This window comes from Agrobacterium sp. 6Ca8 (assembly GCF_055382765.1).
Genome location: NZ_AP026433.1, coordinates 2,834,289 through 2,855,538, shown reverse-complemented (window position 1 = coordinate 2,855,538; position 21,250 = coordinate 2,834,289). Strand labels below are relative to the sequence as shown.

Here is a 21,250-nt window from a genome sequence, read left to right as displayed (position 1 = left end):
TCTTTGCTCCTTGGCTAACCGGATTAAACGCTCAAACCGCCGAACAGCGTCGGCATGTCGAGCGGGCGGAAGCCGTAGTGGTTCATCCAGCGGACATCGGCGTTGAAGAAATCACGCAGGTCCGGCATGCCGTATTTCAGCATGGCGATGCGGTCGAGGCCCATGCCCCAGGCAAAGCCTTGATATTCATCCGGGTCCAGACCGCCGGCGCGCAGCACATTCGGGTGCACCATGCCGCAGCCAAGGATTTCCATCCAGTCGTTGCCTTCGCCGAACTTGACGATCGGGCCGGAGCGGTCGCACTGAATATCCACCTCGAAGCTCGGCTCCGTGAAGGGGAAGAACGACGGGCGGAAGCGCATGACAACGCTATCCACCTCAAAGAAGGTCTTGCAGAACTCTTCAAGTACCCAACGCAGATTGCCAACATGCGCCTTCTTGTCGATCACCAGACCTTCGACCTGATGGAACATCGGCGAATGGGTGGCATCGGAATCCTGACGATAGGTCTTGCCCGGAATGACGATGCGGATCGGCGGCTTCTGGCTTTCCATGGTGCGGATCTGCACCGGCGAGGTGTGCGTGCGCAGCACCTTGCGCTCGCCGTTTTCATCCGGCTGGAAGAAGAAGGTGTCATGCATTTCGCGGGCCGGATGGCCTTCGGGGAAATTCAGCGCCGTGAAGTTGTAATAGTCCGTTTCGATATCCGGACCTTCGGCGATCGAGAAGCCCATATCCGCAAAGATCGCGGTGATTTCATCGACGATCTGGCTGATCGGATGAATGCGGCCGCGCTCGGTCGGAGACTGGCGGACCGGCAGGCTGACATCAAGTGTTTCCGCCTTCAGGCGGGCGGCAATCGCGGCATCTTTCAGGCCACTCTTGCGTTCACCGATCAGGTCGGTGATTTCAGTCTTGAGCTGGTTGATGGCAGCGCCTCGGGTCTGGCGCTCTTCCGGCGTCATCGACCCCAGCGTCTTCAGAAGCTCCGAAACCGAGCCCTTCTTGCCAAGCGCGGAGACGCGCACGGCTTCGATGGCCGGCTCATCGGCGGCGGCGGCGATCTCCGACATCAGTTGCGATTTCAAGGTATCAAGTTCAGTCATCTTTTCCTGCCTTGCCGGTATTTTTAACAGCGGCTTCGGGGTTCACAGCATTCATCAGATAGTCGGTCGCCATGATAAAGCGTCGCAGATCACTACCCATCCGCACGCGCCCGATCAACCGGGCAAGCGGTAAAAATCGCCCCAGAATGCCGATCAGACGGCACAATTCTTCAAGCGCCCGCGGCGGGGCGTTTTCACGCCAGCGGGCAAAGGCGGCGTCGCAGGTTTTCGGCGCATCGCAGGCGCGGGTCGCGATCTGCAAAAACAGCAGCCAGATATCGCGAGCCTGCGCCGTCTCCAGCGGCATGACCTCCTGAGGGCGCTCCTCGAAATCCATGAAACCGATACGGTCGTCTTTTAAAAAGAAGTCACGCACATGCGGGCGGCCGTGGCAGAGGCCCGCCGCATGCAGCTCGCCAAGCGCTTCTGCGGATTTCACAAGCAAGGCGTCATGTTGCACCGGATCGGACGCCTTTAGCGCATCCATCCGCTCCATGAGCGTCGGACCGACATCTCCCAACACCATTGCTGTGCGCGACGAGTAGATCAGCGGCGGAACCGGGAAACCGCCTTGCTGGAACTGCTGCAACGTTTCCAGCTCTCGCTGCATGAGGCCGGCGCCGTCCAGCGGTTCAGAAGGGCGAAGAAAAGCATAAGGCAGAAGTTTTGACAGCAGCTTCTGCATTTTCATCCACCACGTCACACGTTCCGTGCCCTGCCGTTTGATCCACACCGTCAATTGCGAGAGCTCGACCTTTTGAATGCGCCGGTCACTTTTCAGGAGGACGCGCATCAGGGTTGCGATGTCGTCATCGTCGAGATGAACGCGAAAGCCTTCTGCTTCCACAACCTCAATTTTATTGACCAGCATTTCCGTCCACCAAGGATTTCGCTTCAAACGGCGTGAATACTCCAACTCTTCTAAATTTCTAAATTAAAAAACGCCGATAGAGCTGTATCAGAAACTGAAAACGAAAAACCCGCGCCGGAGGACCGGCGCGGGTTTCAAATGAACAACAGATTGTCCGCGCCGTAATTACTTTACAGCGGTTTCAAACTCGTTGGTCGTACCAGCTTCCTTGAGGTACTCAAGAGCCTTCTTCGCGGTCTCGACGAGCACGCCGAATGCTGCCGGCTCATGGATAGCCATGTCGGACAGAACCTTGCGGTCAACTTCGATGCCAGCCTTGTTAAGGCCGTCGATGAAGCGGCCGTAGGTCAGGCCGAATTCGCGAACAGCAGCGTTGATACGCTGGATCCACAGAGCGCGGAAGTTGCGCTTGTTGACCTTGCGGTCGCGGTAAGCGTACTGCTTGGAACGATCCACAGCAGCCTTTGCTGCGCGGATGGTGTTCTTGCGGCGGCCGTAGAAGCCCTTGGCTGCCTTGAGTGTCTTGGTGTGCTTGGCGCGGGAAGTTACGCCACGTTTTACGCGTGCCATGTCATGATCTCCTTAAAGTGTCCAAAAGTGCGGAAAAGTCTCAGAGACCGTTCGGCAGGTAGTTCTTGACGACTTTTTTGCCGTCAGCTTCGGCGAGAACCATGGTTCCACGCGCGTCGCGAATGAACTTGTTGGTACGCTTGATCATGCCGTGGCGCTTACCGGCGGCGGCTGCAACAACCTTGCCGGTGGCGGTGATCTTGAACCGCTTTTTTGCAGCGGACTTCGTCTTCATCTTGGGCATTTTGCTACTCCGTGTTTTTGTATCGAAACAGGCAGACGAGGCCTATTTCAAGCTATTCAGGAACGGCCTCGGCATGCCCTGCCGGACCGTTCGGACGCGCGCTTATAACCGCAGTCGGTTAAAAGCGCAACGGGGAATACGAACTTCCCCTTGCGGTGGTGCTTCATGCCGCCCGGGCGGCGTGCGCGAAAGAGTTATTTCGGCGCGAGAACCATCATCATCTGACGGCCTTCCAGCTTCGGCTCGGCTTCAACCTTGGCAATCGCCTGGGTATCTTCCTTCACCTGGAGGAGAAGCTTCATGCCGAGTTCCTGGTGGGCCATTTCGCGGCCGCGGAACTTCAGCGTCACCTTCACCTTGTCACCTTCGTCAAAGAAACGGTTCATCGCCTTCATCTTCACGTCATAGTCATGCGTGTCGATGTTGGGGCGCATCTTGATTTCCTTGACCTCGACGATCTTCTGTTTCTTGCGCGCTTCAGCGGCTTTTTTCTGGGTCGAGTATTTAAGCTTGCCGAGATCGAGGATCTTGCATACCGGCGGTTCAGCGTTCGGCGAAATCTCAACGAGATCGAGACCGGCATCCTCCGCCATTTTCAAAGCCTGGTCCGTCGGCATGCTACCGAGGTTCTGGCCCTCTTCATCAATAAGCTGAACTCTGGGAACCCGGATTTCCCGGTTGGAGCGCGGGCCCTCCTTGACGGGGGCATCGGCTTTGAAAGGTCTGCGAATGGTCGTATTCTCCTGATCTGTTTCTGGATCACATCGGCAAAAAACAGCTTGTTTGGTACAAGCGGCGGAAATGTCGTTATTGCCGTGGCGAAGTCAATAGCATATCTGCCCGAAAAGATCACCTGTTGTCACGGTTTTTGCAAATACGCCGCCTTTGTTGCGCGAAATTCAGGAGAATTGCATATACATGACAGAACAAGCCGCTGAATTCCTGCGTGTAGGCATGGGCGACGACGCCCGCGACATCGCCGTCCTTCATCGCCCGGCAACTTCACGAGAAGATGCATCCACGCTCGTCTGGCTCGGCGGTTACCGTTCCGACATGACGGGAACCAAGGCGGTGGAACTCGACCGCTTTGCAGCGGAAAACGGCATTGCGTGCCTGCGGCTCGATTATTCCGGGCACGGCGCTTCCGGCGGAGACTTTAAAAAGGGCACGATTTCAAGATGGCTGGAAGAGGCACTTGCCGTCGTGCGCGAAAAGGCGCCATCGCGCGTCGTCCTTATCGGTTCGTCGATGGGTGGATGGATTGCGCTGCGCATGGTCGAGGAACTGCGCAAGGCTGGCGGCACGCCGTCCGTCGCTGGTCTGGTCCTCATTGCGCCAGCCCCCGATTTCACGGCGGACCTGATAGAGCCGAGCCTCACGGATGCGGAAAAACGGTCGCTTGAAGAAAAAGGTTATTTCGAGGAACATTCGGAATACAGCCCCGAGCCAAACATCTTTACGCGCGCGCTGATGGAAGACGGGCAGCAGAACCGCGTCCTCACCGGCATCATTACCACGGGCTGCCCGGTTCACATCCTGCAGGGAATGCGCGATCCCGATGTTCCCTATCAGCATGCGCTGAAGCTCCTCGAACATCTTCCTGCCGACGACGTCGTCTTGACGCTGATCCGCGATGGCGACCACCGGCTGTCCCGGCCGCAGGATATCGACAGGATGCTGGCTGCCGTCAAAGCCCTTGCAACATAGGCATTTGCGCAACGATCTTAACCATATTTAACGAGTCTTGCGCGCCGCCGATGGCTAGTGATTGACTCCTGACCCCCAACCCTCTTAACTTTTCATTAAGAATTAAGGGACGGGTTTCATGATGAACGCACCGCTGGCGCGTGCGCTGCTGTTTGCAGTTGCCGCCGGGCTATTGACTGCTGCCTCCGCCGTGGCGGAAACCAAGGGAAGCCCTTCCATGGTGACGGGCGGGATCACATCCCAGCCAATCGGCCATTATGAGTTCTGTCAGAAATACGCGAGCGAGTGCAACATTCGAAGCAAGCTGACGCCGCCGCCACGCGTCACCGAGTATGGCTGGGGTGTGGTTCGCGAGATCAACACATCCGTCAACACCTCGATCGTCGCCATGACCGACATGGAAATCTACGGCAAGGAAGAAGTCTGGGAATATCCCACGACCGCTGGCGATTGTGAGGACTTCGTGCTGCTGAAGCGCAAGAAGCTGATCGAGCGTGGGTTTTCCGTTGCTGACCTGCTAATTACTGTCGTGCGCAAGCCTGATGGCGAGGGCCACGCCGTGCTGACGCTCCGCACCACGGATGGCGATTACATTCTCGACAATCTCACAGACGACGTGAAGCTCTGGACCGACACCAACTACACTTATCTGAAGCGGCAGGCGTCCTTCAATTCGGGCCGCTGGGTTTCCATCGAGGATGGCCGCGACGTTCTGGTCGGCGCATTGCGCTGATCGACAGATATTATAGGCTCAATGCAGAAAGCCCGCAGCAAACGCTGCGGGCTTTCTTATTCACTAGGCGTTGCCGATGATGATACCGGCGGCCAACACCAGCGAACCGCCGAGCACTACCTGAAACACTGCCCGCAGGAACGGCGTTTCCATGAAACGGTTCTGAATAAAGGCGATGGCCCAGAGTTCCACGAAGACGACGACCGCGGCGATGGCCGTTGCTGTCCAGAAATGCGGAATGAGATAGGGCAGCGCATGGCCAAGGCCACCAACGGCCGTCATGATGCCTGAGGCGAGACCGCGCTTTACCGGAGAGCCACGACCGGAAAGCTTGCCATCATCATGGGCCGCCTCGGTGAAGCCCATGGAAATACCCGCGCCAACGGAGGCCGAAAGGCCGATCAGGAAGGTTTGCCACGTATCCTGCGTGGCGAAGGCGGCTGCGAAGATCGGCGCCAGCGTCGATACGGAACCATCCATCAGTCCCGCAAGACCCGGCTGCACGAAGGTCAGAAGAAATTGCCGCTTTGCGGTTTCCGCCTCTTCTGTCTTGCCGTTTTCGTCGAGATGTTTCTCTTCCAGCATCTGTGCGATGTCTTCGTGACCACGCTCCGCCTCGGCCAGATCGCCGAGCAGCTTGCGGGTCGAGGCATCGCTGGTTCGCTTGACAGCCTCGTCGTAAAAACGGATCGCCTGGGCCTCCATCAATTCCGCCTGCGCACGAATTTTGTCGAGCGACAGGTTCTTCACCAGCCAGTCCGGCGTGCGCTCGTAAAAGCCACGCACATGCTCACGGCGGATCAGGGGGATCGTTTCCCCAAATCGCCTGCGGTGCATGTCGATCAGCACGTTTCGATGCTGCTGCTCCACCTCGGCCATATCATCGAAGATTTTTGCGGATTGCGGATATTGCGCGCGCAGATGATCGGCATAAGAGCGGTAGATGCGGGAATCGTCTTCTTCGGACGAGATGGCAAGTGCGAGGATTTCCTGTTCGCCAAGCGAGGAGAACGGGCGTTTGGACAGGGAAAAAAGACTGCGGAACATGGCTGGAACCTCTTTAGAATAATTCTAAATACATCCTGGTCATGTCACAATCAAGCCTTTTAGAATTATTCTAATATGCCAAAGGGTCGCATTGCGGAGTGTCGAAGAGCCACGTAGGTTCTGCCGCAAAAGGAAGCACAATGCAGGACCAGATCGCGGCAAAGGCCGCCCACAACGCGGAAATTCAGAACAGGGCGGAAAAGGCCATGGCGGCTATCGGCATCGACGCCGGTTTCGTCGACCTGCTGGTCGAGACATTTTACGGCCGCGTTCTGGAACATCCCACGCTGGGCCCTGTCTTCGATGCGCGGCTTTCCGGGCGCTGGCCGGAGCATATGGCCAGGATGAAACAGTTCTGGGCCGCCGTGGCCTTCAAGAATGGCGGCTACGGCGGCAAGCCGGTGCAGGCGCATCTTGGCGTAAAAGGCATGTCGGCGGAACTGTTCCCGCAATGGCTGGCGCTTTTTTCGGCCACCCTTGACGATATCGCGCCGAGCCCACAAGCCCATAGCTGGTTCATGGAAACTGCGGAACGCATCGCAAAAAGCCTGACGCTTTCGCTGTTTTATAATCCTGCAATGGATGATCCGGCGTTAAAACGCATGCATCCTTAGTCCCATCCGGGCGATGATAGCAGGCCCGGCAAGTTCAAATATTCCCCTTGATGGCCGCAAGGATAAATGTTTAGTAGCCAGTGGGAGGCGTACCGTACGGTTCGCCTGTAATATGCAGACATATCAGGGCTTATCGACATGGATCGCAGATCATTTATTCGCAAGGCGGGCGCTGTTGGTGCCGGTGTTACCGCAACCGTGCTGGCCGCTCCGGCCATTGCGCAGGAAAACCCCAAAATCACCTGGCGCATGACGTCGTCATTCACCAAGGGCCTCGACATTCTATTCGGTGCCGGCCAGATCGTCGCCGATCATGTCAAGGAAGCATCCGGCGGCAACTTCGTCATCCAGCATTTCGCCGGTGGCGAAATCGTGCCGGCGCTGCAGGCAGCGGATGCGGTGACCGCCGGAACCGTCGAAATGGCGCATACCTGCTCGTACTACTATGTCGGCAAGGACCCGACCTTTGCGCTCGGGACCTCGGTTCCCTTCGGTCTCAATGCACGCCAGACGAATGCATGGTTCAACCAGGCGGGCGGCAACGAGTTGCTCAATGAGTTTCTTGCCCAGCACAATATCTACTCGATCCTGCTCGGCAATACCGGCGCCCAGATGGGCGGCTGGTTCCGCAAGGAAATCAACACCATCGATGACCTGAAGGGCTTGAAAATGCGCATTGCCGGCCTGACCGGCCAGGTGATGCAGAAGGTTGGCGTGACACCGCAGCAGATCGCCGGCGGCGATGTTTACGCCGCTCTCGAAAAGGGCACCATCGATGCAACCGAATTCGTCGGTCCCTATGACGACCAGAAGCTCGGCTTCTACAAGGTTGCGAAATATTACTACTACCCCGCATGGTGGGAAGGTGGCCCAGCCGTTCATGCTTTCGTGAACCTGCAGAAGTTCAACGAGTTGCCGGAGAACTACAAGCGTATTCTGAAAGACGCCTGCGCCGCCGGCAGCGCCAGCATGCTGGAGCGTTATGACGCGCGCAATCCGAAGGCTCTGAAGGAACTCGTGGCGCAGGGCGCCATCCTGCGGCCGTTCAGCCAGGAAATCCTCGACGTCTGCCACAAGGCGGCGCAGGATACCTATGCCGAGATTTCGGCCAAGAACGAGAGCTTCAAGAAGATCTACGATAGCCAGCAGGCGTTCAAGAAAGACGCCTATCTCTGGGCACAGATCGCCGAATATACCTATGACACCTATATGATGATCCAGCAGCGCAACGGCACGCTCTGATCCTCATTTCAGTATCTTCAAACGGCCATCCGGCATCTGCCGGGTGGCCGTTTTTGTATTCGATACCAGCTTCCACACCTCGCGTTCACGCCAGTCCACCGGGCTCATGCCGGTGACGCGGCGAAATTCCCGGTTGAAGTTGGATTTGGTCTGAAAGCCGGAAGACAGCATGATCGCAGTGACCGACTGATCCGTCTCCTCCAGCAGCCGGCAGGCTTCGCGGATGCGCAGCTGGTTGACATATTGCGAGACGTTAACGCCGAGCGAGCGATTGATGGCGCCCGAGATTTGCCGACTCGGCAGACCGAGACGTTTTGCGAGCCGTGACAGGTTTAGGTTCTCATCGCGGTAGAGCGTGTGGGTCTCCATCAAGCGATCAAGCCTTTCGACAACGTCCCGGTCCTGTTGTGAAGGCGCCGGCAAAGACAACTCCGCAGCAGGCTGGGCAGCCGTTTGCGGCGCTTTGCTTTTGCCGGCAAGTGCAGCCATGAGACCGATCAGCAGAAGCCCGAGAAGATTGGCATTGCTGACAAGTGCGGCGACATTTTCTCCATGCGCCCACTCGAAATCGAAAAACACCAGAAGATCGAAGAACGCGGAAACGCAGAGAGCGACCGCGGCGACAATGAGCGCCTTATGCGCAGATGCGACGCTGGCAAATTGCGCCTCGTCCAGCCCATCCGGCCCTTTTCTTGCCAAAAGAAGCAAGGCAATGGCGTGCCCGACAAAAATCACGATCAGCGCAAAATCGATCGCAACAGGAAGGACGAATTCCAGAAAGACGACGAAGAAAGGTGAAAGCACAAGACTGGCAAACATCGCCCTCCTGCTTTCAACTCCAACGCCCATCAGTCCGCGAAAGGCGATGTAGACGAGAGGCGGCAAGCAGGCAGCCAGAACAGGCAAAACATAACGCGCTTCGCTCACACCATATCCCCAGCGCAAGCCGACAAGAACGGACTGCACGGCGCAAAGCGCGATGAGCGCCAGAAACGCCCGGTTGGTTCGCATATCCTCTGCGCCTCGAAAGAAGACGATGAACATGACGACCAGCAGAAGTGCGACGACAAAAGGCAAGGGAATGAAAAGCACGGATAACGATCCCGAAGCGAGGAATTACCACCCATTCATGGACCAGATCGCGTTTCGGCACGACCTTTAACGCGATCAAGGACGCATTTATTCACCCTAAAAGAAAAACGGGAGCATCCACCTTGTCAAACGGAGAGGCTCTCATGACACTGAAAAACACCCTTGTCGCACTTCTTATGTGCGCGGCTTTTTCCCCGCAGGCATTTGCCGCAGAGGATGTCGGGCTTACAAGCATCCCTGTTCCTTCCAAGGCCCGCAACACAAACCTTGACGTTACGATCTGGTATCCGGCCAAAGGCGGAGACGGCACACCGGCGCTTTCCTCCGAGAACCGTATCTTTCAGGGAACGGCGGTTCGGAAGGACGCGACCATCAAAGACGGCCATTTCCCCCTCGTGTTGATTTCGCACGGGTCCGGCTCGCGCGCTGAAGGCATGGCCTGGATCGCCGCGAAACTCGCCAGCGAAGGTTTCATCGTCGCCGGAACCAATCATCCCGGCACGACCAGTGGTGACTCGACGCCTGCCGATACGCCGAAAATCTGGGAACGGACGAACGATCTATCCACAATCGTCACGGCCTTGACGACGGACGGCACGTGGTCGGGTGCAATCGATGCGCAACGCATCGGTGTTCTCGGCTTTTCGCTGGGCGGTAGCGCAGCGATGGAGATTGCAGGTGCACGCGCCGATCTTGACGCCTATGTGCGCTATTGTGAAGAGAATGCAGCAATGATGGATTGCCAGTGGTTTGCCGGCGGCCGGGCCTATGTCAATAACGAGCCGGTCAGCGTACCGAAGCTCGATCTCAGAACCATCGACAAGGCCCGTTTCGAGCAGCAGAACCGCGATCCACGCATCCGTTCCGCCGTGTTGGTCGATCCGGGTCTGGCACTGGCTTTCCAGCCGGACAGCCTGAGACAAATCGATATTCCGCTGACCTTCATCAATCTTGGCAGCGAAGGTAAAATACCGCCCGCTGTCCTTGCCGACGAGCTTGCAGCACAAGTGCCTGCCTCTACTTACCGACAGGTCGACGAGGCCAACCATTTTAGCTTCCTGCCCCTTTGCAAGCCGGATGCCGATGCGTTTCTCAAATCCGTTGGCGAGCGCGATCCGATCTGCGAACCGGCCGGGCCCCGCGACCGTAAGGATATTCATGCACAGCTGGAAACGATGATCGTCAACGCCTTCAACCGCACGCTGAAGCCGGGTCAATAACCAGAAGAACCTAGCCGATCCTTTTGTAAAACAGGGTCGTGCCGCAATAACGCCCGTCAGGAAAAAGCGCATAGTCGGGGATGACGCCGACGCGTTCCCAACCAAGACGGGGATAAATTGCCTCCGCATCGCTACCCGTGGCCGTATCCAGCACCAAAAGGGTACGGCCACGTTTTGTCGCTTCCTGCTCCACCTTTTCCATGAGCTTCCGTGCAAGTCCCAGCCCGCGTGCCGACCGATGCACAAGAAGCTTCATCAGATCACCGCGATGTGGCTGGTTGGGCTTGGAGGCCAGACCGACCTGCACCGTGCCCACCACTTTATCGTTTACTTCCGCCACCACATGAATGGTGCCGCCTGCTTCCACGGCATCGGCTACCTCCCGCCAGAACGGCTCGGCATCTTTTGGGGAGAAAGGCAGCATGAAACCGACAGACGCGCCGCCATTAACGCAGTCGGCGATAACGTCACAAAGTTCGGGCAAGGCATTGATCGTCTCTGCCCGGTTCAATACGCGGATGGTGGCCATTAATAACTCCTGTCGGGGAAAATCAGCGCTGTCTTTGATCCAGCACGACGGCATAACGGGCAGGTTTTTCTGAGGGATTGTGGAAGACATGTCCCTCACCCACCGGCATGAAAAGGCAATCGCCGGGTTCCAGCCGGTGCACGTCTCCACCACTCGTCATCTCCAGCACACCGTCAAAAAGCCAGACATATTGCGTCATTCCGCGGCTTGCCGCATGCGGCGGGAAACCGACAAGTGCGCCCGCCGGGAACTCGACCTCGACAATATCGACATCGGAACCGACGCGTGGCGGAGAGATGGCACGGCGCACATAACCGGTCTCCGGGTCTTTCCAGAGCTGCTGGTCACGCTTTTTCACCAGCGGTGAAACAGCCTCTTCGTCTTCGGCGAAAAAGCCGGAGAGCGACAGGCCTAGCGCTGCGCAGATGCGGGCAAGAAGCGAGGCTGTGGGGCTCGCCTCGCCACGTTCGATGCGGGAAATCATGGCGCGGCTGACGCCGGATTCGGCGGCGAGCCGGTCCAGGGTCAAACCATTTTCAGCGCGCAACGTCTTGATGCGGTCGCCGATAGAGCGTTCGAGAATATGATCTTCGTTTTCCATCATGCGAGAATACATTCTCACATGATGGAGTCAATATCTACCATAATGGAAATTACGATCGCTTTTTTACCGCGGGTTCGGCGCGCGGCAAAGATGCATCAGGCACCGACCTGGGCGATCCAATCGTTCAGATTATAGTAGTTCGTTACTCGACTAACTTTTCCATCCTTCAGGTCAAAGAATGCACCAGCCGGCAGGACGTATGTCTGGCCATCGGCTTCCGGCAGGCCTTCATCGGTTGCGAGATATTCCCCGTTCACGATGAATTCCGCAGAGGCGCGCTTACCGTCCTCGCTCGCCATGATGACCATGTCGGTGAGGTTTTCCTTATAGCAGCGGTTCATGTGCTGCATGAAGGACGCAAAAGCCGGCTTTCCGGTCTGACGCTCGCCCTGATTGATGTCATGTACCACCTCGTCGTGAAGAAGCGCCAGAAAGGCATCCATGTCCTGACGGTTGAAGGCATCGTAGTAGGCGCGGATGGTCTCAGTGGCGGTCATCGTCTTCTCCGTTCAATGCTTGCGCAGGGTTTCCATGACGGTATAACCAGTGCAACCGAAAGTGAAAATGCCCATGACCGTCGAAATCAAGTCTCTTTCCGGCATCGAGGCCGCGCCCTATTTCGATGACCTTGCGCGCCTGCGGATCGAAGTGTTTCGCGCCTTTCCCTATCTCTATGACGGATCGCTGGATTACGAGCGCAAATATCTCGCCACCTATGCCGACACGAAAGGCGCGGTTTTCGTGCTGGCGCTGGATGGCGCACACGTGGTGGGCATGTCCACCGGCATGCCGATGGCGGCCGAGACCGACGAGGTGAAGGCGCCCTTCCTGAAGGCGGGTTACGATCTGGACCGGATATTTTACTTCGGCGAAAGCGTGCTTCTGCCCAGCTATCGCGGGCATGGCATCGGGGTGCGGTTCTTTGTGGAGCGGGAGGCGCATGCGAGCAAGCTCGGCTTCAACTGCTGCACCTTCTGCGCGGTCGAGCGCCCCGCCGACCACCCGCGCCGGCCATTGGATTACGTGCCGCTGAATACCTTCTGGGAAAAACGCGGCTATCGCCATCACCCGGAATTGCACACCAGCTTCACCTGGCGGGATCTAGACGAGAGCACCGAAAGCCCAAAGCCCCTGTCGTTCTGGATGAAGACCATTGCTGCCGAAGAGGAAAACAGATGACGAAACTCGCCGCCAGCCAATATGCCATCGAACTCATCGAGACATGGGAAGGCTATGCCGCCCATCTTTCCGCCATCGTGCGCGAGGCGAAAGAAAAAGGCGCCGAGCTGCTGCTGTTGCCGGAATATTCGGCCATGACGCTAACCGGGCAGTTGCCGCCCGATGCGCGCTCGGACCTGCACCGCTCCATCGAAGAGATACAGCCGCTCATCCCCTCATGGGTCGAGCTTTGCGAAGAGCTGGCGCGGCAACATCAAATCCTGTTTCAGCCGGGCAGCGCGCCAGTGAAAGACAAGGACGGCAAGTTCCGCAACCGCGCATGGCTGTTCGGCCCCAACGGACTGATCGGGTATCAGGACAAGCAGATCATGACGCGCTTCGAGCGGGAGCAATGGAACATCCATGCCGGCATCGAGGGCCTGAAAGCCTTCGAGACGCCGATCGGCAGGCTCGGCATCCTCATCTGTTACGACAACGAGTTCCCGATGCTTGGCCGGAAGCTGGCCGAGCTTGGCGTCGAACTGGTTCTCGCTCCCAGTTGCACCGATACGCTGGCCGGCGCCTACCGGGTGCGCATCGGCGCGCAGGCGCGGGCGTTGGAAAACCAATATGCAGTTCTCTCCTCCCCCACGGCGGGTGAGGCTCCATGGTCTCCCGCCGTCGATGAAAATCGTGGCCGCGCAGCACTTTACGTGCCATCCGACTATGGCATGCCGGCATCGGGTATCGTCGCGGAAAGCGAAAGCGATGCGGTGACACGCAGCACGTTGCTGATCGCCGATATCGACCTTGCTGCCGTGGCCAAGCTTAGAACCGAAGGACAAGTCGCCACCCGCCGCGACTGGCCGGAGCAGTTTGCGATCTGAAAAGCCCATTTTAAAGGGCTTTTAACCAAATTCCCGCTTTGCGGCATGAGAAGCCCCTGCTATAGCGCGGGGCATGAGCACAAATTCGACCCGCACACCCCTGGACCATATCCGCAACTTCTCGATCGTTGCCCACATCGATCACGGCAAATCGACGCTGGCCGACCGGTTGATCCAGTCGACAGGCGGCCTTGCCGAGCGCGATATGTCGGAACAGGTTCTCGATTCGATGGATATCGAACGCGAGCGCGGCATCACCATCAAGGCCCAGACCGTGCGCCTGCACTACAAGGCGAATAACGGCGAAACCTATGTGCTGAACCTCATCGACACGCCCGGTCACGTCGACTTTGCCTATGAAGTGTCCCGCTCGCTTTCGGCCTGCGAAGGTTCGCTACTGGTGGTGGACGCATCTCAGGGTGTGGAAGCCCAGACGCTGGCCAACGTTTATCAGGCGATCGACAACAATCACGAGCTGGTGACGGTCTTGAACAAGATCGACCTGCCGGCCGCCGAACCCGACCGCATCAAGGAACAGATCGAGGAAGTAATCGGCATCGACGCTTCCGAAGCTGTGTTGATTTCGGCCAAGACCGGGCTTGGCATCCCCGATGTTCTCGAAGCCATCGTCAACCGCCTGCCACCGCCCAAGAGCGAAGTCGGCGAGAACGGGCCGCTCAAGGCGCTGCTCGTCGACAGCTGGTACGACACCTATTTGGGCGTCATGGTTCTCGTGCGCGTCATCGACGGCGTGCTGACCAAGGGCCAGCAGATCCGCATGATGGGTTCCGGCGCGAAATACGGCGTCGAGCGCGTTGGCGTACTTACCCCGAAGATGGTCAATGTCGACAGCCTCGGCCCCGGCGAGATCGGTTTCATCACCGCCTCGATCAAGGAAGTCGCCGATACGCGTGTTGGCGATACCATTACCGACGACAAGCGCCCGACGGCGCAGGCCCTGCCCGGCTTCAAGCCAGCGCAGCCCGTGGTTTTCTGCGGCCTCTTCCCTGTTGATGCAGCCGACTTCGAAGATCTGCGCGCGGCGGTGGGCAAGCTTCGCCTCAACGACGCCTCCTTCTCCTTCGAAATGGAATCGTCTGCCGCTCTCGGCTTTGGTTTCCGTTGCGGCTTCCTCGGTCTGCTGCATCTTGAAATCATTCAGGAACGCCTCGAGCGTGAGTTCAATCTCGATCTCGTCGCCACAGCACCTTCGGTCGTCTATGAAATGACGCTGACGGATGGCACCGAGAAAGAGCTGCACAACCCGGCTGATATGCCTGATGTCGTGAAGATCAAGGAAATCCGCGAACCGTGGATCAAGGCGACGATCCTGACGCCCGACGAATATCTCGGTGGTATCCTGAAACTCTGTCAGGACCGGCGCGGCCTGCAGACGGAGCTGACCTATGTCGGCAACCGCGCGATGATCACCTATGAATTGCCGCTCAACGAAGTGGTGTTCGATTTCTACGACCGCCTGAAATCCATCTCGAAGGGTTACGCCTCGTTCGACTACAACATCATCGACTATCGCGAAGGCGATCTCGTCAAGATGTCGATCCTCGTGAACGGCGACCCGGTGGACGCACTCTCCATGCTGGTCCACCGCTCGGCGGCTGACCGGCGCGGACGCGGCATGTGCGAAAAGCTGAAGGAACTCATTCCGCCGCACATGTTCCAGATCCCGATCCAGGCGGCCATTGGCGGCAAGGTCATCGCCCGCGAAACCGTGCGCGCGCTGCGCAAGGACGTGACGGCGAAGTGCTACGGTGGCGATGCGACGCGTAAACGCAAACTTCTGGACAAGCAGAAGGAAGGCAAAAAGCGCATGCGCCAGTTCGGCAAGGTGGAGATTCCGCAGGAAGCTTTCATCGCTGCGCTGAAGATGAACGACGAATAAGCGGCCGCTAAATCGTCGCTGATTTGACAAGGGAGGCTCACGGCCTCCCTTTTTACTTTCACGGCAGCTGCTCAGGCATGCAGCTTCGCGCCCTTGGTAATCTTGTCGACGATTTTCTTGTCCGCCCTAAGCGCCATGCCGACGACCTTTGCATTGTCGGGAGAAAATTCCGAAAACACCTGGCGGTTGGCAACATCATGACCGGTTGCGAACATTTCCTCGATATAGAGCGATGTCGTGACCTCGCGTTCCAGGGATCGTTGATGGATTTTGCGCAGTGCCTCCTGATCCGTGGCCATGACGACTATCGGCTGGACGGACAGGGGATTGTAGACGTTACCCGCCCCGTCGCAGTATGGTTCCCCGATGATCTCTCTGGTCTGGGCGACGATGCCGGACATGAGAAATGCGGTGACATTCAGTTTTTGCCACACGGCAAGGTCATCACGAAGGATGACGGCGATCTTGGTATCAAACATGCGAACTCAATCTGGCTGTGGTTACGAAAGAGAAGCGACCCTAGCCCCTCAGGGCACGAGCGATCTTGAACGTTCGTGCAAATTCGAAGGGATCGTGCAGGCCCCTTCCAGCGAAGGGATCGAGCGCATCGAAGCGCGCTTTCACGGCAACGCCTATGCCCCCCATCGCCATGACACCTATGCGCTCGGTGTGACGCTTTCCGGCGTCCAGACCTTTTCCTATCGTGGCACATCGCATTTCAGCACGCCCGGAAAGGTTATCGTGCTGCATCCGGACGAAGTTCACGATGGTGGTGCCGGCACCGACGAAGGCCTGCGCTACCGTATGCTCTACCTTCCGCCGGAAAAAACCATGGAGGTGGCGACCGGATTTCACGCGCTGCCATTTGCAAAAAACCCCGTCATCGAAGACGATGAGTTCCGGCAATGCCTGATAGAGGCTCTCGGCAATCTCGAAGGCGAGCCGGACAATCTGCTCCTGACCGACTGGCAATCGAGACTTTCGGATCTGCTCTGGAAGCATTCGAACGGAAACCAGAGAACAATCAAGCGGCTTGACCGGATCGCCGTTTTCCGTTGCCGGGATTACCTGCTGGAGAACAGCGCGCTTGCCGTCAGCTCAGAGAAGCTGGAGCAAATAAGCGGGTTAGATCGCTTCACGCTCTTTCGGCACTTCCGCTCCCTGTTTGGCACGAGCCCGCACCGTTATCTCATCATGCGGCGTCTGCAAAAATGCAAGGACATGATGCGGGCGGGTGCGGGTCTTGCGGAAACGGCGTTTGCCTGCGGCTTTGCGGATCAGGCGCATTTTACCCGCCACTTCAAGAATGCCTTCGGAATGCCTCCGGGGCGCTGGCTAAGCCTTGTTTCGCACTGATCATTCCGGAAACATGATCGACCTGTGAGCCGCAGTCCCAGCCATGGCGCCATCCCCCACGGAAAGAGCGACCGAGCCGGCGGGCCTTGCCACATCACCGCAGGCGAAGATTCCGCGCACTGTTGTCTGTTTCACGGCATCTGTCACGATGCTTGAACCCATCGGCCCCTCTTCCACGGTGCAACCGAGCTTTTCGATCCAATCCGAGGCAATCCGCAATTTCGGTTGCGTGAAAAGACCGGCCAAAGCAATGCTGCACCCATCCGCAAGAACAACATCCGCATGCCCTGCGATCTCTCTGATACGCTCTTTTTCCACCCGAACGCCCCGGGCTGACAAAAGCGCACTCTGTTCGGCATCCGGCACGAATATACCGTTGGTAAAAAAGGTCGTTTCACCCCAGTCCGGAAGCATCAGTGCATGGTGGATGGCCAGCGGTGAGGCCGCGATGACGCCGATCCTGCGCTGATCCAGTTCGTATCCGTGGCAATAGGGGCAATGGAAGACGGCGCTGCCCCAGCGTTCCTTCAGCCCGGCTATATCAGGCAGTTCATCCGTAACGCCTGTGGCAAGGATTAGTCTGGCCGCCCTTTCGCGGCGATTGCCATCGATCTCGATGACGAAGTCATCGAATGATCCTTCGGCATTCGTTACCCTGCCCTTTGCCCAGTGTATCGTCGGGTAGCACTCGATCTGGCGGCGTGCCTCGGCGATGATGTCGCCCGGCGCCTTGCCGTCCTGTCCGAGAAAACCGTGGGAATGGCTGGCGAAGCGATTTCTCCGCTCACCCGCATCCACTACCAGGATGTTTTTTCTCGCGCGCCCGAGCTGCAAGGCGGCGGACAGGCCCGCATAGCTGCCGCCGATGATGATGACTTCGTATTTCATGATGGACCTATCGTTCACAGAGCCGGAAGCGCCCGTTCGTTTCACGATACTTATATTGTTACATGAATTTTAGAGTCAATAGTCACGCAACTTATATTGTTACGTCATATGCTAACTGGTAATGTCGCGAAAACCAGACGGATTTCACCGATGAGACACGACACGCGCCTTTCACGGCTGCTGCATATTTTGATCCATATGGAGAAACACGAGGGTGCGGCGACCTCGGAAAGCATCGCGGCGATGTTGCAGACGAACCCGGTGGTGGTGCGCAGAACCATGGCGGGCTTGCGGGAGCACGGTTACGTGTCGTCGGAAAAAGGCCATGGCGGTGGCTGGGTTCTGGCGCGACCGCTCAGCGAAATCACGCTGCTCGATATTTACCGGGCGCTTGGCGCGCCGGAATTGTTCTCGATTGGGCTGGCAGAAGATAATCCTAACTGCGTCATAGAGCAGGCCGTCAATGCTGCCCTTTTCGACGCCATGAGCGAGGCGGAGACCATTCTCCTGTCCCGCTTCGGAAACATTACGCTTTCCGCGCTGGCGGAGGAATCGATGAGCCGCTGGTCCAGATTGTCCAACCACCCCTCCGCGATGGATCAGCTCTAACGCCGCAGAGTTGGCGCAATAAAAAACCGCCTGCCGGAAGGCAGGCGGTTTTGTCATATTATCTAACCCATTACGGCTGCGTCTGCGTGCCGCCGGTATTCGGGCTTGCCGGTGCTGCATTGTTGGCAGGCGGTGTTGCCGGGACAGTCGGAGTCACGGGCGCCGGTGCCTGTTGCGTTGCCGCAGGCGGCATGGTCGAGGATGTCGTGGCCGGATCAGTGTTCGGGCCGCTCATCTGCGACCAGGCGAAAACGCCCACCAATGCGACAACGAGAATCGCCAGCCATGGCATCCAGGACGGAGACTTGCGGGCAAGCGGTTCATTGCTGATATTCAGTTCCGGACGAAGATCGCGGTCCGGGCGCGGATTGTTTGGATCGAATGTCATGGTATTTCCTCCTCTTCATTCTGAGAAGAAAACGGCGTTCACGGGATTTTGTTCCGATTCTCCTCGGCCAGCACAATTGGGCGACAATTACGCGCTCTGCCTGAGGGCATCTGCCAGCACCGCCATGACCTGAGGAGCGGCCATTTGCGACACATTGAAACGCATGAAAGCGGATGCGTTCTGCGCGGAGCTGAAAACATTGCCGGGTGCCAGCACCACCTGTTGCGCCAGTGCCCGACGTGCAACATCGGCGGCGTCGACCCCCTCCGGCAGGCGGCACCATAAGAACATGCCCGCCTGCGGTTCGATCCACGGCACACATCCAAGCGCTTTCAAACGCGCCGCCGCCTCAGGCACCGCCGCCGCGAGACGCTGTCGAAGAGCCTCGACATGCTTGCGATAACTACCGTCAGTCAAAAGCGACAGGATCAATGCAGCCGAAAAATTTGCTCCACCAAAAGCAGTGGCAATCTTGAGATCGGTCAGGGCTTCCACCCATGCCGGAGGCGCTGCGATGAAACCGCACCGCACGGAAGCAGACAGGGTTTTAGAAAAACTGCCGATCTGGACGACCCGGTTCAGACCATCGAAAGCAGCCAGCCGTGGTGCCGCCTGCGTTTCAAAATCGGCAAAAATATCATCCTCGATGATGGTGAGGCCCGCCTGTTCGGCCAGCATCAGCAGGCGATGGGCGGAAACGGCGGAAAGCCTTGCGCCTGTCGGATTATGGATCGCGGAATTAGTGATATAAAGGCGCGGCTGATGCTCTTTCAGTGCCTGCTCGAAAAGCGGCAGGTCCGGTCCAGCCGGCGTATAGGGCACACCAACGATTTTCACCCGATGCGCCCGCAAGAGAGCGCGGAAGTTAAAATAGCAGGGATCATCGACAATCACCGTATCCCCTGGCTGCAGTAGGAAACGACACAGGAGATCGATCGCCTGCGTGCCGGAATCGGTGAGCATGATCTGGCTGGCGCCCGCCTGTACGCCATGTTCGGCAAGTCTGCGGGACAAAAGCTGGCGTAGCGGCAACAGCCCCATTGGGCTCGCATAATCCGTCAGCAAGGAAGCATCCGCACGGGCAAGCGCCCTCACCGCCCGCCTTAGCGCTTGCTCCGGCATCCATGACGCTGGAAGCCAGCCGCAGCCGGGCTTGGCAAGCGCCGCCCCCTCGTCCAGCGCCTGGCGCGACACCCAGAGCGGATCCACCGCCCTGTCCAGCCGAGGCTCGATATCGGCCAGAGACAGGGGCGCGAGCGGACCCGCCACATAAAATCCCGAACCCGGTCGTGAGCTTATAGTGCCATCGGCAACCAGCCGGTCATAGGCCTCGACGACGGTTGATGTGGAGACCTGCATGGCCTTCGCAAGCGCTCGAACGGATGGCAACCTGGCGCCGGGAACGAGGCTTCGCGAAGCGATGCGTTGCCGCATGCTGGCCATCACCTGTTCTATGCGCGTTCCCGTCGCGAGGTGTCCGTCCACATTTCTCTCCAACCGTGCCACCCAAACAACCATAACAGTTTCTTGAAATTGTATATGACTGTCGCTGTTTTCACCAGCCGTTCCGGATCAAGTAAGGGAAATTGCAGGAGACGGTCATGGACAAGACGACAAGCGGTTGGCTAAGCGGCCTTATCGGCGTGGTGATATTCAGCGGCTCGCTGCCCGCCACGCGGGTTGCGGTAACGGGTTTCGATCCAGTGTTCCTGACCCTCGCCCGCGCCAGCATAGCCGGCCTTCTGGCGCTCGCTTTGCTTTTTGTGTTCCGGCAAAAACGCCCGGCGCGCGATGATATGGCATCCCTTTTCATCGTGTCCTTCGGCGTGGTGGTTGGCTTCCCGCTGTTGACTGCCCTCGCCTTGCGGCACATTACCTCGGCCCACTCCATCGTCTTTGTCGGGCTTTTGCCGCTCGCTACCGCGGTTTTTGCCGTGCTGCGTGGGGGAGAACGCCCGCGGCCCGCCTTCTGGTTCTTTTCCTGCCTGGGCAGCGTTCTCGTTGCCGGCTTTTCATTGTCGAATTCGCTGGCCTCCGGGCTCGGAGCATCACTTGCCGGCGATCTCTTGATGCTGGGCGCGATTATCGTCTGTGGGCTGGGATATGCCGAGGGTGCTGCCCTTTCCCGCAAACTGGGGGGCTGGCAGGTCATCTCATGGGCATTGGTCCTCTCCCTGCCTCTGATGCTGCCGCTTTCCTTCTTCACAGGGCCGCAAACCCTCGCAGGCATCGACCCGCAGGCCTGGGGCGGCCTTGCCTATGTCTCGCTGTTCAGCATGCTGATCGGCTTCATCTTCTGGTATCGCGGGCTGGCGCTTGGCGGAATTGCCGCGGTGGGCCAGCTGCAATTGCTGCAGCCGTTCTTTGGGCTGGTGCTTGCAGCAACCCTGCTTCACGAGGAGGTCAGCCCTGCGATGATCGCCATCACGCTCGTGGTGGTGCTCTGCGTTGCCGGCGCGCGAAAATTTTCGCGCTGACGCCCGCC

The 21,250-nt window shown here is 58.1% G+C and carries 25 protein-coding genes; 11 read left to right on the top strand and 14 right to left on the bottom strand.

What is annotated here, in order from left to right:
• Positions 1 to 23: 23 nt before the first annotated feature.
• From pheS to infC, 5 genes are all read right to left on the bottom strand, one after another.
• Positions 24 to 1,106 (bottom strand): phenylalanine--tRNA ligase subunit alpha, encoded by a 1,083-nt coding sequence (gene pheS / locus ACZ5A6_RS13880; RefSeq protein ID WP_003514626.1) that lies wholly within the window; start codon positions 1,104 to 1,106, stop codon positions 24 to 26.
• Positions 1,099 to 1,977 carry a lipopolysaccharide kinase InaA family protein gene (locus tag ACZ5A6_RS13875; RefSeq protein ID WP_174060661.1) on the bottom strand — a complete coding sequence of 293 codons (879 nt, stop codon included), beginning with the start codon at positions 1,975 to 1,977 and terminating at the stop codon, positions 1,099 to 1,101. Before ACZ5A6_RS13875 ends, pheS begins: the two co-directional genes overlap by 8 nt.
• Positions 1,978 to 2,142: 165 nt before the next feature.
• Entirely contained in the window at positions 2,143 to 2,547 is a 405-nt protein-coding gene (rplT, locus tag ACZ5A6_RS13870; protein WP_003514622.1) for a 50S ribosomal protein L20, read from the bottom strand.
• Positions 2,548 to 2,587: 40 nt separating this feature from the next.
• Entirely contained in the window at positions 2,588 to 2,791 is a 204-nt protein-coding gene (gene rpmI, locus ACZ5A6_RS13865) for a 50S ribosomal protein L35 (RefSeq protein WP_003493355.1), read from the bottom strand.
• A 194-nt stretch (positions 2,792 to 2,985) separates the two neighbouring features.
• A complete protein-coding gene (gene infC, locus ACZ5A6_RS13860; RefSeq protein WP_060641871.1) occupies positions 2,986 to 3,522 on the bottom strand; it encodes a translation initiation factor IF-3 in 537 nt (178 codons plus the stop codon).
• A gap of 187 nt (positions 3,523 to 3,709) precedes the next feature.
• Between infC and ACZ5A6_RS13855 the strand changes: the two genes are divergently transcribed.
• Positions 3,710 to 4,498: an alpha/beta hydrolase gene (locus tag ACZ5A6_RS13855; RefSeq protein WP_174060660.1), complete on the top strand. Its 789-nt coding sequence runs from the start codon at positions 3,710 to 3,712 to the stop codon at positions 4,496 to 4,498.
• A gap of 118 nt (positions 4,499 to 4,616) precedes the next feature.
• Complete coding sequence (locus ACZ5A6_RS13850; RefSeq protein WP_003514617.1) at positions 4,617 to 5,231, top strand: transglutaminase-like cysteine peptidase; 615 nt, start codon at positions 4,617 to 4,619, stop codon at positions 5,229 to 5,231.
• Positions 5,232 to 5,294: 63 nt separating this feature from the next.
• On the opposite strand, the gene mbfA is transcribed toward ACZ5A6_RS13850, so the two are convergent.
• Positions 5,295 to 6,278, bottom strand: a complete 984-nt coding sequence (mbfA, locus tag ACZ5A6_RS13845; RefSeq protein WP_003514615.1) for an iron exporter MbfA — start codon at positions 6,276 to 6,278, stop codon at positions 5,295 to 5,297.
• 140 nt (positions 6,279 to 6,418) lie between these two features.
• On the opposite strand from mbfA, the gene ACZ5A6_RS13840 reads away from it, so the two are divergent.
• Together ACZ5A6_RS13840 and ACZ5A6_RS13835 are read left to right on the top strand one after the other, a co-directional pair.
• Entirely contained in the window at positions 6,419 to 6,892 is a 474-nt protein-coding gene (locus ACZ5A6_RS13840; protein WP_097101164.1) for a group III truncated hemoglobin, read from the top strand.
• A gap of 138 nt (positions 6,893 to 7,030) precedes the next feature.
• Positions 7,031 to 8,134 (top strand): TRAP transporter substrate-binding protein, encoded by a 1,104-nt coding sequence (locus ACZ5A6_RS13835; RefSeq protein ID WP_013635316.1) that lies wholly within the window; start codon positions 7,031 to 7,033, stop codon positions 8,132 to 8,134.
• Between the two features lie 3 nt (positions 8,135 to 8,137).
• On the opposite strand, the gene ACZ5A6_RS13830 is transcribed toward ACZ5A6_RS13835, so the two are convergent.
• A complete protein-coding gene (locus ACZ5A6_RS13830) occupies positions 8,138 to 9,226 on the bottom strand; it encodes a helix-turn-helix transcriptional regulator (protein WP_162711103.1) in 1,089 nt (362 codons plus the stop codon).
• 143 nt (positions 9,227 to 9,369) lie between these two features.
• Between ACZ5A6_RS13830 and ACZ5A6_RS13825 the strand changes: the two genes are divergently transcribed.
• Positions 9,370 to 10,446: an alpha/beta hydrolase family protein gene (locus tag ACZ5A6_RS13825; protein WP_065659790.1), complete on the top strand. Its 1,077-nt coding sequence runs from the start codon at positions 9,370 to 9,372 to the stop codon at positions 10,444 to 10,446.
• Positions 10,447 to 10,456: 10 nt separating this feature from the next.
• Here ACZ5A6_RS13825 and ACZ5A6_RS13820 read toward each other — a convergent pair whose 3' ends face one another.
• The 3 genes from ACZ5A6_RS13820 to ACZ5A6_RS13810 all read right to left on the bottom strand — a co-directional run bounded on the left by ACZ5A6_RS13820 (position 10,457) and on the right by ACZ5A6_RS13810 (position 12,076).
• The gene (locus ACZ5A6_RS13820; RefSeq protein WP_065659789.1) at positions 10,457 to 10,975 is read right to left on the bottom strand and encodes a GNAT family N-acetyltransferase; all 519 of its coding nucleotides are present in this window, start codon (positions 10,973 to 10,975) and stop codon (positions 10,457 to 10,459) included.
• A gap of 22 nt (positions 10,976 to 10,997) precedes the next feature.
• A complete protein-coding gene (locus ACZ5A6_RS13815; RefSeq protein ID WP_065659788.1) occupies positions 10,998 to 11,579 on the bottom strand; it encodes a helix-turn-helix domain-containing protein in 582 nt (193 codons plus the stop codon).
• Positions 11,580 to 11,674: 95 nt separating this feature from the next.
• Positions 11,675 to 12,076, bottom strand: coding sequence for a ketosteroid isomerase-related protein (locus ACZ5A6_RS13810; RefSeq protein WP_003514602.1), 402 nt, complete (start codon positions 12,074 to 12,076; stop codon positions 11,675 to 11,677).
• Positions 12,077 to 12,149: 73 nt separating this feature from the next.
• Here ACZ5A6_RS13810 and ACZ5A6_RS13805 point away from each other — a divergent pair, with 73 nt between their 5' ends.
• From ACZ5A6_RS13805 to lepA, 3 genes are all read left to right on the top strand, one after another.
• Positions 12,150 to 12,758: an acetyltransferase gene (locus ACZ5A6_RS13805; protein WP_065659787.1), complete on the top strand. Its 609-nt coding sequence runs from the start codon at positions 12,150 to 12,152 to the stop codon at positions 12,756 to 12,758.
• Positions 12,755 to 13,624, top strand: a complete 870-nt coding sequence (locus ACZ5A6_RS13800) for a carbon-nitrogen hydrolase family protein (RefSeq protein ID WP_065688412.1) — start codon at positions 12,755 to 12,757, stop codon at positions 13,622 to 13,624. Before ACZ5A6_RS13805 ends, ACZ5A6_RS13800 begins: the two co-directional genes overlap by 4 nt.
• A gap of 61 nt (positions 13,625 to 13,685) precedes the next feature.
• A complete protein-coding gene (gene lepA / locus ACZ5A6_RS13795; protein WP_025592156.1) occupies positions 13,686 to 15,524 on the top strand; it encodes a translation elongation factor 4 in 1,839 nt (612 codons plus the stop codon).
• Positions 15,525 to 15,595: 71 nt separating this feature from the next.
• On the opposite strand, the gene ACZ5A6_RS13790 is transcribed toward lepA, so the two are convergent.
• Positions 15,596 to 16,003: a DUF2000 family protein gene (locus ACZ5A6_RS13790; RefSeq protein ID WP_174060659.1), complete on the bottom strand. Its 408-nt coding sequence runs from the start codon at positions 16,001 to 16,003 to the stop codon at positions 15,596 to 15,598.
• Positions 16,004 to 16,097: 94 nt separating this feature from the next.
• Between ACZ5A6_RS13790 and ACZ5A6_RS13785 the strand changes: the two genes are divergently transcribed.
• Positions 16,098 to 16,880, top strand: coding sequence for an AraC family transcriptional regulator (locus ACZ5A6_RS13785; RefSeq protein ID WP_065703665.1), 783 nt, complete (start codon positions 16,098 to 16,100; stop codon positions 16,878 to 16,880).
• Here ACZ5A6_RS13785 and ACZ5A6_RS13780 read toward each other — a convergent pair whose 3' ends face one another.
• The gene (locus tag ACZ5A6_RS13780) at positions 16,881 to 17,768 is read right to left on the bottom strand and encodes an NAD(P)/FAD-dependent oxidoreductase (protein WP_112290998.1); all 888 of its coding nucleotides are present in this window, start codon (positions 17,766 to 17,768) and stop codon (positions 16,881 to 16,883) included.
• A 150-nt stretch (positions 17,769 to 17,918) separates the two neighbouring features.
• On the opposite strand from ACZ5A6_RS13780, the gene ACZ5A6_RS13775 reads away from it, so the two are divergent.
• Complete coding sequence (locus tag ACZ5A6_RS13775; protein WP_174060658.1) at positions 17,919 to 18,377, top strand: Rrf2 family transcriptional regulator; 459 nt, start codon at positions 17,919 to 17,921, stop codon at positions 18,375 to 18,377.
• Positions 18,378 to 18,447: 70 nt separating this feature from the next.
• Here ACZ5A6_RS13775 and ACZ5A6_RS13770 read toward each other — a convergent pair whose 3' ends face one another.
• Together ACZ5A6_RS13770 and ACZ5A6_RS13765 are read right to left on the bottom strand one after the other, a co-directional pair.
• A complete protein-coding gene (locus tag ACZ5A6_RS13770; protein WP_003514590.1) occupies positions 18,448 to 18,765 on the bottom strand; it encodes a hypothetical protein in 318 nt (105 codons plus the stop codon).
• Positions 18,766 to 18,852: 87 nt separating this feature from the next.
• Positions 18,853 to 20,250 (bottom strand): aminotransferase-like domain-containing protein, encoded by a 1,398-nt coding sequence (locus tag ACZ5A6_RS13765; RefSeq protein ID WP_162697973.1) that lies wholly within the window; start codon positions 20,248 to 20,250, stop codon positions 18,853 to 18,855.
• Between the two features lie 116 nt (positions 20,251 to 20,366).
• Here ACZ5A6_RS13765 and ACZ5A6_RS13760 point away from each other — a divergent pair, with 116 nt between their 5' ends.
• A complete protein-coding gene (locus ACZ5A6_RS13760; RefSeq protein WP_174060657.1) occupies positions 20,367 to 21,242 on the top strand; it encodes a DMT family transporter in 876 nt (291 codons plus the stop codon).
• The last annotated feature ends 8 nt before the right edge of the window (positions 21,243 to 21,250 follow it).

What these genes read in the sequence shown, in the direction of transcription:
- ACZ5A6_RS13850 (WP_003514617.1), top strand. Translation starts at nt 4,617, where the DNA reads ATGATGAACGCACCGCTGGCGCGTGCGCTGCTGTTTGCAGTTGCCGCC.
- ACZ5A6_RS13810 (WP_003514602.1), bottom strand. Translation starts at nt 12,076, where the DNA reads ATGACCGCCACTGAGACCATCCGCGCCTACTACGATGCCTTCAACCGT.
- rpmI (WP_003493355.1), bottom strand. Translation starts at nt 2,791, where the DNA reads ATGCCCAAGATGAAGACGAAGTCCGCTGCAAAAAAGCGGTTCAAGATC.
- ACZ5A6_RS13760 (WP_174060657.1), top strand. Translation starts at nt 20,367, where the DNA reads ATGGACAAGACGACAAGCGGTTGGCTAAGCGGCCTTATCGGCGTGGTG.
- ACZ5A6_RS13780 (WP_112290998.1), bottom strand. Translation starts at nt 17,768, where the DNA reads ATGAAATACGAAGTCATCATCATCGGCGGCAGCTATGCGGGCCTGTCC.
- ACZ5A6_RS13790 (WP_174060659.1), bottom strand. Translation starts at nt 16,003, where the DNA reads ATGTTTGATACCAAGATCGCCGTCATCCTTCGTGATGACCTTGCCGTG.
- ACZ5A6_RS13800 (WP_065688412.1), top strand. Translation starts at nt 12,755, where the DNA reads ATGACGAAACTCGCCGCCAGCCAATATGCCATCGAACTCATCGAGACA.
- ACZ5A6_RS13820 (WP_065659789.1), bottom strand. Translation starts at nt 10,975, where the DNA reads ATGGCCACCATCCGCGTATTGAACCGGGCAGAGACGATCAATGCCTTG.
- ACZ5A6_RS13855 (WP_174060660.1), top strand. Translation starts at nt 3,710, where the DNA reads ATGACAGAACAAGCCGCTGAATTCCTGCGTGTAGGCATGGGCGACGAC.
- ACZ5A6_RS13815 (WP_065659788.1), bottom strand. Translation starts at nt 11,579, where the DNA reads ATGATGGAAAACGAAGATCATATTCTCGAACGCTCTATCGGCGACCGC.
- mbfA (WP_003514615.1), bottom strand. Translation starts at nt 6,278, where the DNA reads ATGTTCCGCAGTCTTTTTTCCCTGTCCAAACGCCCGTTCTCCTCGCTT.
- ACZ5A6_RS13770 (WP_003514590.1), bottom strand. Translation starts at nt 18,765, where the DNA reads ATGACATTCGATCCAAACAATCCGCGCCCGGACCGCGATCTTCGTCCG.
- ACZ5A6_RS13875 (WP_174060661.1), bottom strand. Translation starts at nt 1,977, where the DNA reads ATGCTGGTCAATAAAATTGAGGTTGTGGAAGCAGAAGGCTTTCGCGTT.
- ACZ5A6_RS13840 (WP_097101164.1), top strand. Translation starts at nt 6,419, where the DNA reads ATGCAGGACCAGATCGCGGCAAAGGCCGCCCACAACGCGGAAATTCAG.
- rplT (WP_003514622.1), bottom strand. Translation starts at nt 2,547, where the DNA reads ATGGCACGCGTAAAACGTGGCGTAACTTCCCGCGCCAAGCACACCAAG.
- ACZ5A6_RS13825 (WP_065659790.1), top strand. Translation starts at nt 9,370, where the DNA reads ATGACACTGAAAAACACCCTTGTCGCACTTCTTATGTGCGCGGCTTTT.
- ACZ5A6_RS13835 (WP_013635316.1), top strand. Translation starts at nt 7,031, where the DNA reads ATGGATCGCAGATCATTTATTCGCAAGGCGGGCGCTGTTGGTGCCGGT.
- pheS (WP_003514626.1), bottom strand. Translation starts at nt 1,106, where the DNA reads ATGACTGAACTTGATACCTTGAAATCGCAACTGATGTCGGAGATCGCC.
- ACZ5A6_RS13775 (WP_174060658.1), top strand. Translation starts at nt 17,919, where the DNA reads ATGAGACACGACACGCGCCTTTCACGGCTGCTGCATATTTTGATCCAT.
- ACZ5A6_RS13805 (WP_065659787.1), top strand. Translation starts at nt 12,150, where the DNA reads ATGACCGTCGAAATCAAGTCTCTTTCCGGCATCGAGGCCGCGCCCTAT.